This window comes from Psychrobacillus sp. FSL K6-4615, assembly GCF_038008225.1.
Classification (GTDB): Bacteria; Bacillota; Bacilli; order Bacillales_A; family Planococcaceae; genus Psychrobacillus; species Psychrobacillus psychrotolerans.
Genome location: NZ_JBBOYQ010000001.1, coordinates 1,303,207 through 1,314,426, shown reverse-complemented (window position 1 = coordinate 1,314,426; position 11,220 = coordinate 1,303,207). Strand labels below are relative to the sequence as shown.

At 37.5% G+C, this 11,220-nt stretch carries 10 protein-coding genes; 2 read left to right on the top strand and 8 right to left on the bottom strand.

Features of this window, described 5'->3' with window-relative positions; genetic code table 11:
- Nucleotides 1-60: 60 nt before the first annotated feature.
- From MKX53_RS06205 to rpsO, 3 genes are all read right to left on the bottom strand, one after another.
- The gene (locus MKX53_RS06205) at nt 61-1,290 is read right to left on the bottom strand and encodes a M16 family metallopeptidase (RefSeq protein WP_340909902.1); all 1,230 of its coding nucleotides are present in this window, start codon (nt 1,288-1,290) and stop codon (nt 61-63) included.
- A 98-nt stretch (nt 1,291-1,388) separates the two neighbouring features.
- Nucleotides 1,389-3,509 carry a polyribonucleotide nucleotidyltransferase gene (gene pnp, locus MKX53_RS06200; protein ID WP_340909901.1) on the bottom strand — a complete coding sequence of 707 codons (2,121 nt, stop codon included), beginning with the start codon at nt 3,507-3,509 and terminating at the stop codon, nt 1,389-1,391.
- Nucleotides 3,510-3,664: 155 nt separating this feature from the next.
- Nucleotides 3,665-3,934 carry a 30S ribosomal protein S15 gene (rpsO, locus tag MKX53_RS06195; protein WP_090562453.1) on the bottom strand — a complete coding sequence of 90 codons (270 nt, stop codon included), beginning with the start codon at nt 3,932-3,934 and terminating at the stop codon, nt 3,665-3,667.
- Between the two features lie 711 nt (nt 3,935-4,645).
- Here rpsO and MKX53_RS06190 point away from each other — a divergent pair.
- Complete coding sequence (locus MKX53_RS06190; protein ID WP_340909900.1) at nt 4,646-5,134, top strand: hypothetical protein; 489 nt, start codon at nt 4,646-4,648, stop codon at nt 5,132-5,134.
- Entirely contained in the window at nt 5,050-5,985 is a 936-nt protein-coding gene (locus tag MKX53_RS06185) for an IS3 family transposase (protein WP_340771389.1), read from the top strand. The genes MKX53_RS06190 and MKX53_RS06185 overlap by 85 nt, the downstream gene beginning before the upstream one ends.
- Before the next feature lie 230 nt (nt 5,986-6,215).
- Here the strand turns inward: MKX53_RS06185 and ribF are convergent, their stop codons facing one another.
- From ribF to infB, 5 genes are all read right to left on the bottom strand, one after another.
- On the bottom strand, nt 6,216-7,169 hold the full coding sequence (ribF, locus tag MKX53_RS06180; protein ID WP_340909897.1) for a riboflavin biosynthesis protein RibF: 954 nt from the start codon (nt 7,167-7,169) through the stop codon (nt 6,216-6,218).
- 1 nt (nt 7,170) lies between these two features.
- Nucleotides 7,171-8,091: a tRNA pseudouridine(55) synthase TruB gene (gene truB / locus MKX53_RS06175; RefSeq protein ID WP_340909894.1), complete on the bottom strand. Its 921-nt coding sequence runs from the start codon at nt 8,089-8,091 to the stop codon at nt 7,171-7,173.
- 68 nt (nt 8,092-8,159) lie between these two features.
- Nucleotides 8,160-8,501, bottom strand: a complete 342-nt coding sequence (gene rbfA / locus MKX53_RS06170; RefSeq protein WP_093535071.1) for a 30S ribosome-binding factor RbfA — start codon at nt 8,499-8,501, stop codon at nt 8,160-8,162.
- A 22-nt stretch (nt 8,502-8,523) separates the two neighbouring features.
- Nucleotides 8,524-8,802, bottom strand: a complete 279-nt coding sequence (locus MKX53_RS06165) for a DUF503 domain-containing protein (RefSeq protein ID WP_093535073.1) — start codon at nt 8,800-8,802, stop codon at nt 8,524-8,526.
- Nucleotides 8,802-11,219, bottom strand: a complete 2,418-nt coding sequence (gene infB, locus MKX53_RS06160) for a translation initiation factor IF-2 (protein ID WP_340761951.1) — start codon at nt 11,217-11,219, stop codon at nt 8,802-8,804. Before infB ends, MKX53_RS06165 begins: the two co-directional genes overlap by 1 nt.
- Between the last annotated feature and the right edge of the window lies 1 nt (nt 11,220).

Here is an 11,220-nt window from a genome sequence, read left to right as displayed (position 1 = left end):
CAAGAAGACGCCTGGTCCTTAAAAAAACAAAAAATATATTTCCTATATAAAAAAAGCCGATCAAATTTGATCGACTTTTGGTTTAATGATTGAGATGGCTGGTTTATGGGAAAATGTCTCTGCAGCAAGATCCATTACCGATTGTAAGGAGACTTCATCAATTGATGCACTTACTTCATCTAATGAACGATGTTCACCATACAGCAATTCATTTTTACCATTACGGCTCATTCGAGCATTGGAGCTTTCTAAGCCAAGGAGTAGATTACCTTTCAATTGCTCTTTTGCATTAGATACTTCTGTTTCTGTAAATCCTTTTTCAAGAATATTTTGTATCGCTTGCTGAATTGACATAGATAGTTCTTCCAATTGGTTGCTAGAAGTCCCACCATAAATAGCAAGAGCACCAGTATCTTCATATGAAGAATGATAAGAATAGATCGAGTAAGCAAGACCTTTTTCTTCTCTGATTTCTTGGAAAAGCCTAGAAGACATACTTCCACCCAAGATATTGTTCATCACAACTAGGCTATAAATGTTATCAGCCTTTACACTTAAACTTGGATATGCTAAACAAAGATGTGCTTGCTCAGTTTCTCTAAAGTTTTCGACATGTACTGCTCTCAACTCTGGAGTTGCCATAGGTATCTTCTCATTACTCGATTTTTCTAGTTGGCTAAATAATGTTTCAATATACTCTAGTAGTCCTTCTGGAATATTACCCGCAACAGATATAACTACATTTTCTGGGGTATAATGTTTTTTCATGTATGCTTGAATCGTTTCTTTTGTGAAACTATTCAACGTTTCCTCTGTGCCTAAAATAGGCGCACCAAGCGGGTCATTTTCGTACATCGCTTGCCATAAATATTCATGCACGATATCATCTGGTGTGTCCTCTACCATATTAATCTCTTCCAAAACAACCTGTCTTTCTTTCTCAATTTCATTTGCATCAAATTGAGAGTGGAAAAACATATCTGCTAGTATTTCCACCGCATGTTCTGCATGATGATCTAATACTTTTGCATAGTAGCATGTATTCTCTTTAGAAGTGAAAGCATTGATATTACCACCAATACGATCAAATTCTTCTGCAATTTGTTTCGCAGTTCTCGTTTCAGTTCCTTTAAATAACATATGCTCAATAAAATGAGTTAAGCCATTTTCTTCAGGTAACTCATACCTTGATCCTGCCTCGACCCAAATCCCCACAGCTACAGATCGCACATAAGGAATATGTTCTGAAACAATTCGTATTCCATTTTCACAAGTTATTTTATTTATCAAATTAACACCTCAGTTTATTCTATTCAGCTATTTAAAAAGGTTGCCGTAGCAACACGGCTACGGTCAACCTTTTTTGTCATGCTGATGTAATTGATTAATTATTTGTTTTCTTGTTGCTCAGCGCGTTCTTTTTCTTCTTTTACAACAATTTTACGAGATAAATTGACACGACCTTGATTATCAATTTCTATTACTTTCACTAATAGCTCATCCCCAAGTTTTAGAACATCTTCCACATTTTTCGTACGTTCTTCTTGAATTTCGGAAATATGCAATAAGCCATCTTTGCCAGTGAATAATTCTACGAAAGCACCGAATTTTTCAATTCGTTTAACTTTCCCAAGATAATATTCGCCAACTTGCGCTACTCGTACAATGTTCTCGATAATTTCTTTTGCACGTGCAATCATCTCTTCATCAGCTGATGCGATATAAATTGTACCATCTTGCTCTGTATCAATTTTCACGCCAGTTTCATCGATAATTTTATTAATTTGTTTACCACCTGGTCCAATTACATCACGGATTTTATCCGGATTAATCTTAATCACAACAATTTTAGGTGCATATTTGGACAGTTTCTCACGTGGTTCAGAAATTGTTGCAAGCATACTTTCTAAAATTTGCATACGACCAATTTTAGCTTGCTCTAACGCTTCTTCAAGAATTGTTCTTGATAGTCCATCAATTTTAATATCCATTTGAAGTGCTGTAATACCTTTAGATGTACCAGCTACTTTAAAGTCCATATCTCCAAGATGATCTTCCATTCCCTGAATATCTGTTAACACAGTATAATGTTCACCTTTTTTCACAAGTCCCATTGCAATCCCTGCAACTGGTGCTTTCAAAGGAACACCTGCATCCATCATTGCTAGAGTTGATGCACAAATACTAGCTTGTGATGTTGATCCATTGGATTCTAACACTTCTGCTACTAAACGAAGTGTGTATGGGAAATCAGCTTCATCTGGAAGAACTGCCTCTAGAGCGCGCTCTCCTAAAGCACCATGACCAATTTCGCGACGACCTGGAGCACGGATAGGACCAGTTTCTCCTACACTAAACTGAGGGAAGTTATAGTGATGCATGAAACGTTTTGTTTCTTCTAAGCCAATTCCATCGATAATTTGCACATCACCAAGGGGCCCTAGAGTACATATGCTCAAAGCTTGTGTTTGTCCACGTGTAAACAATCCAGAACCGTGAGTTCTAGGCAATACGCCAACTTCTGAAGATAGTGGACGAATTTCCGCTACTCCACGACCATCAGGACGAATTTTGTCTTCTGTTATCAAACGACGAACTTCATCTTTCACCATTGCATCTAAAATTTCACGTACTTGCTTCAACGTCTCATCAGTTGCTTCTTTTTCTGTATAAATTGCAATGACTTCTGTTTTTACTTCAGTAATAGCATCTTCACGAGCATGTTTTTCTTGTACTTGTATTGCTTGTACAAGTTTTGTTTCACAAATACCTTTTACTTCTTCAAAAAGTACTTTATCTAACTCAAAAAGAGGAATATCTTTTTTCGCTTTTCCAACTTCAGCTACTACTTTTTCTTGGAATTCGATTAACTTGATAATTTCATTATGACCGAACATAATTGCCTCAAGTACCGTTTCCTCTGAAACTTCTTTAGCTCCTGCTTCAACCATGTTAATCGCATCTTTTGTCCCGGCTACTACCAAGTCTAAAGTGCTCTTACCCATTTGCTCTACAGTTGGATTGATAATTAGTTCTTCTCCAATTAAACCTACCTGAACGCCAGCTATTGGACCGTCAAATGGGATATCTGAAACGCTAAGCGCTAAAGATGAACCTAACATTGCCGCCATCTCAGAAGAACAGTTTTGATCAACAGACATCACGATTGAAATCACTTGAACTTCATTACGGAAACCATCTGGGAATAAAGGACGAATTGGACGGTCAATCAAACGACTTGTTAAGATTGCTCGTTCTGAAGGACGTCCTTCACGTTTGATAAATCCGCCTGGGATTTTACCTACAGCGTAAAGTTTTTCTTCATAGTTCACAGTTAAAGGGAAGAAATCTAAATTCTTAGGGTTTTTCGATGCAGTTGCTACAGATAATACAGTTGTATCACCATATCGTACTAATACTGCCCCGTTCGCTTGTTTTGCAAGTTGTCCTATTTCTACTTGCAACGGGCGTCCTGCCCATTCGTACGTAAATACTTTCTTTTCACTCATGTAATCTGGACTCCTCTCGACTTCAAAAACTCCTTTAAAAAAGGGTATATAAAAGTTATATGTATCATAAGTAGTGTATCAAAAATCTTTCAACTATGCGAAGTTTTTTATGCAAAAGAAAAAGCGGGATAAATCCCGCTTTCCTAAATCGAATCTTATCGACGTAAACCAAGTTTTGCGATTAGATCACGGTAACGTGATACTTCGTTTTCACGTAAGTATTTTAATAAGTTACGGCGACGTCCAACCATTTTGAATAGACCACGACGTGAGTGATGATCTTTCTTATGAGTACGTAAATGTTCGTTTAAAGAGTTAATCTCTTCTGTAAGAATTGCGATTTGAATATCAGCAGATCCAGTATCACTTTCGTGAGTTCTGTACTCAGCGATTAATTCATTTTTGCGTTCTTGTGTAATTGCCATGTTGGTTTCCTCCTAAAATTCTTGTTATCCCCTAATCCTGAGCAATCGTTGGAGAATCGAAAAAGCCAAGGAAAGGTTAAGTACGGTATTGTACTTATAAAGATTATCATAAATAGATTGGTGAAGCAACTAATTAGTAATGGAGAACATTCATGATTCTTGTGAAAAAAGGAGAACAATTTATGTTATTGGGCTAAAAATCTAAAAAGTAAGTGCTCTGATTTCCGTTCCGTGTGGACGCTTTCCGCGGGCGAGGTGGAGCCTCCTCGCTTCGCTGTGGGGTCTCGACTTTCTCACTGTTCCCGCTGGAGTCGCCGCATTGCACTCCAATCATTATGTGAGTAGTACTAATTTTGGAGATTGAATACAGAACTTTTAATAAAAACTATCATTTTAAAAAGTGTATTAAAAACTTCAAATTTTTATTGAAATGGAATTTGATCTCTTTTAATTGACATAACTTCCGAGTAGTCCAACCGGGAGTGCACGAAAATAATACATAAGTTTTTACCAGAACCTCTGATTTATAATTAGTGATTATAGCATAGGATTTTTCACTACATTTTTAACTTAGACCAATTTCGATTATCTAAGCGATAGGTTGTCGAGTACTACTAACTTCGTTGATTGTAGCGGAAGGCGGCGACTCCAGCGGGATTAATGATGTGCACCCAAAATGTTGGACTTAAAACTAACTTGGGGGTGCACGTTATGAACATAAAAAAAGCAGAAGTAATTGATGCCTTTTTTGAGAAAGGAATGCCATTAAGAAAAATCGCTCGCGACCTGGGTGTCGATAAGATGGTTATTAGTAGTTGGATAGAAATCTATCGATTTCATGGAATGGAAGGATTAATGGCTCCTGCTTGTAAAGGTTATGAGGAATCTTTTAAAATACACGTAATACAACATATGATAGAGACAGCTGAACCTTATTCAAAAGTAGCTGGTCGTTTTAACATTCCCAGTCGTGCAACCATCTGGAAGTGGATGCATCAATACATGTCAGAAGAGGAATGGACGCTCTATTATTTGAAAAGGGAGCGTCGTGATATGAAGAAAAAGCAGCCGAAACAAGGTATGACAGACATCGGAAAATTACAAGAAGAACTTGAATACTTAAGAGCAGAGAATGCTTATTTAAAAAAGTTAGATGCCTTAGTTCAAGAAAAAAAGAAGTCCCAACCAAAGAGAAAGTAAGAGTGATTGATGAATTAAGGCATGAATTTCCTCTACAAATTTTATTACATGTTTCTGAAGTAAAAAAAGCAACTTACTATTATCATAAGAAGAACTTAGAGAAGGCAGATAAATACGCAACGATAAAAGAAGCGATTGAACGTATATTCTACCAACACAAAGAGTTGTACGGGTATCGTCGAATTGTTTTAGCCTTACGCAAAGAAGGATTTTTTATTAATCATAAAACGGTACGCCGTTTAATGAATGACCTTGGTTTACATGGTGTTCAAAAGGCAAAGAAATATCGTTCGTACCGTGGCGAGGTTGGTCAGATTGCGAATAATAAAATCAATCGTCATTTCGAGACAGAAAAACCAAATCAAGTATGGCTAACAGATGTAACAGAATTTAAAGTAGCCGGCAATAAACTTTATTTATCCGCCTTTTTAGATGTGTTTAACCGGGAGATTGTCGGTTATTCTATTACACAAAACCCGAACTTTGGCCTAATACAAGATTCTTTTGGAAATGCGATCAAACGGGCAAATTTATCTCTTCAAGATCAAGTATTGATCCATTCGGATCAAGGCTGGCTGTATCAAATCCCGCGTTTTCAACAGTTGATAAAACCTTATAACATGTCACAAAGTATGTCACGCAAAGGAAACTGTTTAGATAATGCCTTAATGGAAGGTTTTTTTGGTATTTTAAAAAATGAATGTATCTATCGAAATTCATTTCGCTCTTTAGAAGAAGCGACGCAAGAAATAGAAACCTATATTGAATATTACAATACGCTACGCATCAAACAAAAACTCAATGGGATGAGCCCCATTGAGTATCGCTTAAACTATGAAAAAGCGGCATAATAAGAGTACAACTTTTGGGGTTCATATCATAACTTGAGCTGAAGACCCCGCAGGAGCGCAGCGAACGAGGAGGCTGAAGCCAAGCCCGCGGAAAGCGTCCGCCTGAAGCGAAAATCATTAGTATTTTTCATTCTTTTTAAATCCCATGAAACAAGTATTCACATGATACTTATATACTTTTCTATTTTTTAAAAAAGCTACCGAAAATAACCTTCGGTAGCCATCTATAATTATTCATTTTCATTTTTAAAAAACTCGATGGCAACTTGCTTGTCTTTTCCAATTTGTTCTTTTAACTCGTCAATTCCATTGAACTTTTGTTCCGATCTAATTCGCTTATACCAATGGACCGTTACTTCCTCACCATAGATGGATTGATCAAAATCAATAATATGTACTTCAATAGAAAGTCTTTTCTCATCGGGATTATTAAATGTTGGTTTGTAACCTACATTACATACTCCCTCATGCCAAGTCTCCTGAACGCGTATTTTAACTGCGTACACGCCAGTTGCTGGTGTAAATTGTCCTTCGGTCGGTTCAACATTCGCCGTTGGAAAGTTTATAGTTCTCCCTCTTTTGTCACCATGGATCACAACTCCTGTTAACTTGAAAGGTCGGCCTAATAATTCTCTGACTTGCTCCATATTACCCGCCGTTAGCTCAGCTCTTATTCTAGTTGAGCTAATCTTCTCGTCCACGAGCTGTTTTTTCTCTACGACTGATACAGAATATTTCCCTTCAGAAAGAATCTCCATATCTTTCATTGTACCTTTACCAAAAGCTCCAAATGTAAAGTCAAAGCCGGCTGTAACGTGTTTGACATTCGTCCCGTTTATAAAGAATTCTATAAACTTTTCGGGTGTTAACTTTGCAAAATCGGAAGTAAACCGAACAACAAAAACTGCATCTACCCCTAAGCTTTGCAATATATCTGTTTTTTCTTGAATAGGTGTAATATAAAATACTTTCTCTTTTCTGCCACCAAGTACTAATGAAGGATGCGGATCAAATGTCATCACAGCTGTTTTGATATTCTTCTCTTTCCCTTTATCGAGGGCTTCCTGAATGACTGCTTGATGCCCTTTATGCACTCCGTCGAAAAAACCAATCGCTAAAGAGTAAGCTTCATTTTTATCATTTTTAAATAAATGGTTTGGATAGGATAAGTGATATACGTCCATATTAATCTCCTTTTTCAGATGAAAACATTTTTTCTGGTTTCATCATACCACTTTTCGTCGGATGTTTAATATAAACTGCTATCGGATTTTCCAACAGTTCGAAAACTATTTTTTCGTTTTCAGATAATAACGGATGAATTTCTACTACTTGTCCATTAGTTATACTTTTGTTGTTATCATCATTGACTTCAACTGTTGGCCAAGTCGCTAATGCATCTTTTAAGGGAAGTAATGTTACAGATAATGAACCTTCATCCACAGCAGTTTGCACCTCACTTAAAGTGAGACACTGATCTTTAGAAAAGCTTCCAGAAGCGGTTCTTACTAGAGATGACATATGTGCTGGATATCCCAGTAATTCACCGATTTGAACAGCAAGGGTACGAATATAGGTACCTTTTCCACAGTCGACTTCAATGTTGAACGTAACTTCTTGTCCTGAAAAAATAGGGGCTTCATCCAATAATCTTATATTGTGAATCATCACTTTCCTACTTGGGCGTTCTACTTCTTTTCCTTCACGAGCGTATTCATATAGTTTTTTTCCATTCACTTTTACTGCAGAATACATCGGGGGAATTTGAGTAATCTTCCCAGTCAGTTTCGCTAATACTTCTAAAATTTGTTCACGAGAAAAAGACTTAGGAGTTATGTCATTTACAACGATGTCACCGTCTGCATCTTCAGTAGTTGTTGATGTACCAATAGAAATAGTAGCTATATACGTCTTCCCTTGATCCATTATATATTCTGACACTTTTGTAGCCTGCCCTAAACAAATAGGTAAAACTCCTTCCACACTTGGATCCAATGTTCCTGTATGGCCAATTCTTTTCATCTTCAATATTTTTCTAAGTTTAAAAACACAATCGTGTGAGGTCATTCCTTTTTCTTTCCATAAAGGCAATATTCCTTCGTACATCCAGTTCACCCCTTGTATATATAACAAAGAAGTCTGCTTTAATAACAAAGCAGACTTCTTAGTTTTTATTACTCAGATGGCTTATTAATTTGTCTTAATAAATCATCTATACGATTACCATATGCTGCAGATTCATCATATTCAAAGATTAGTTCAGGCGTTATACGTAAGCGAATACGTTGACCTATTTCAGAACGAATAAATCCTTTAGCTTGTTCTAAAGCTCTTAAAGTATCCGCGCGGTTTCCATCAAGCACCGTAACATAAATGGTCGCTTGTTGTAAATCACCAGTAACAGCTACATCTGTGATAGTGACAAAACCGATACGTGGGTCCTTTAACTTTCGTCCGATAATTTCGCCCAATTCTTTTTTCATTTGCTCAGCAACTCGGTTAGCACGCATTGACATGATCGCTACACCTCATTTTCTTTTATAAGTATTCTTTACTTATATTAATACATTCCCATTCAGGATTAGATTCAAGAAATCGGATTGCGTTCATTAGCTCTCGTTCGGCCGCATCTTTTTGAGAAGCAATTGCAACGATTCCAATGCTAGTACGCTGCCATGTATCCTGATGATCTAATTCTGAAATAGAAACATTATACTTTTGTTTTGTTCTTGTGAGCATTCTTTGAAGAACAGCTCGTTTTTCTTTTAAAGAATGTGCAGTAGGAATGAGAAATTCACAGTCTGCATAGACAATCATTAGCGTTTAATTTCTTCCATGATATAAGCTTCCACGATATCGCCTTCTTTGATATCATTGAAGTTTTTAATCGTGATACCACACTCATATCCTTTAGCAACTTCTTTAGCATCATCTTTAAAGCGTTTTAGCGTATCTAGTTCGCCTTCGAAAATAACAATTCCTTCACGAATAACACGTACACCACTATCTCTAGAAATTTTACCTTCCGTTACGTAAGAACCAGCAATCGTACCAACTTTAGATACTTTGAAAGTTTCACGAATTTCGGCTTGACCGATAATTTTCTCTTGGAACTCAGGGTCAAGTAGCCCCTTCATTGCAAATTCAATTTCTTCGATTACTTTATAAATAATACGGTGTAAACGAATATCTACGCCTTCTTGGTCGGCCATACGTTTTGCATTTGTATCCGGACGAACGTTAAATCCGATAACAATTGCATTCGATGCAGCTGCCAAACTAATATCTGATTCTGTAATTGCTCCAGCTCCAGTATGAATTATGCGAACGTTAACACCTTCTACATCTATCTTCATAAGGGAAGCAGCCATCGCTTCAACAGTTCCTTGTACGTCTGCTTTAACGATTAAGTTAAGCTCTTTCATTTCCCCTTGTTTCATTTGATCAAATAAATTGTCTAATGTTACACGAGTTTTTTCTGAGCGTTGAGTAACTTGTGCTTCTGATGCACGAGACTCTCCAACTTGTCGAGCTGTTTTTTCATCTTCGAATACTACAAAGCGGTCTCCAGCTTGTGGCACTTCGTTTAGACCAGTTATTTCAACTGGAGTAGATGGTCCTGCCTCTTTCACACGGCGACCAAGATCATTAACCATTGCTCTTACGCGTCCGAATGCATGACCAACAACGATAGGGTCTCCAACTTTTAATGTACCATCTTGAACTAGTAATGTAGCAACAGAACCACGACCTTTGTCAAGTTGAGCTTCAATTACAGTTCCTAAAGCAAGACGTTTTGGATTTGCTCTTAACTCTCCAACTTCTGAAACAAGTAAAACCATTTCTAACAAGTTGTCGATTCCTTCTCCTTTTAGTGCTGAGATTGGTACGAAGATAGTATCTCCACCCCATGCTTCAGGAACTAAGCCATGCTCTGTTAACTCTTGCATTACACGGTCAGGATTGGCAGATGGTTTATCCATTTTATTTACTGCTACGATAATTGGCACTTCAGCTGCTTTCGCATGGTTAATAGCTTCTACTGTTTGAGGCATAACACCATCATCAGCTGCAACTACAAGAATCGTGATATCCGTAATTTTTGCACCACGTGCACGCATTGTCGTAAATGCAGCATGTCCTGGTGTATCTAGGAATGTAATTTTCTTGTCGTTGTCTTCAATCATATAAGCACCGATATGTTGAGTAATACCACCGGCTTCTCCTGCAGTTACTTTTGTATGACGAATTGAGTCAAGAAGTGTTGTTTTACCATGATCGACGTGACCCATAATTGTAACAACTGGTGGACGCTCTGATTGATTAGTGCTGTCTTCTGGAGTTGGATCGAAGTGAACTTCTAAATCAGTAATGTCGATACGGATTTCTTCTTCAACTTCTACACCATAGTCTGCACAAATAAGTTCAATTGCATCCTTATCTAATACTTGGTTTATTGTTGCCATTACGCCAAGTAGGAATAATTTTTTGATAATTTCTGCTGGTTCACGACCAATTTTTTTCGAAAGTTCAAGAACAGTTAAAGAATCGGTAAACGTAATCTTCGCTGGAAGTTCACGTTCTTTTCTTGGTACTGGTGGTTGAACTGGTGTAGTAGGACCTTTTCTACGTTTTTGGAATTTTTGACCCGGTCTATTGCCACCTGGACGATTTTGACCACCTGGACGATAAGCACCCGCTGGAGCTTTGTTATTTGTAAACGTCTTTTTAGGTTGGTTATTTGTTCCTTGCGTGCTGCTAGATTGCGTATTACTTCCTGAAGCTGCAGCATTTGTATTCGTTTGGTTAGACGGTCTTGATTGTCCGCCAGATGTTGGTCTTTGTTGACCTTGGTTAGACGGTCTTGACTGTCCGCCAGATGCCGGTCTTTGTTGGCCTTGGTTAGACGGTCTTGATTGTCCACCAGATGTTGGTCTTTGTTGACCTTGGTTAGACGGTCTTGATTGCCCGCCAGATGTTGGTCTTTGTTGACCTTGGTTTGAGTTTGATGGTCTTGATTGAGTCTGTTGTGCAGGTTTTGAAGATGTTGAAGCAGGTTTAGTATTTGATTGTGAAGAATTTTTATAAATACCATCTAGTTTAGAGATAGTTTCTCCTTCAAGTGTAGACATATGATTCGTCACTTGAATATTCATCTTTCCTAATTGCTCAATAACTTCTTTACTCGATTTATCTATTTGTCTCGCATATTCATGAACTCTGATTTTAGTCATT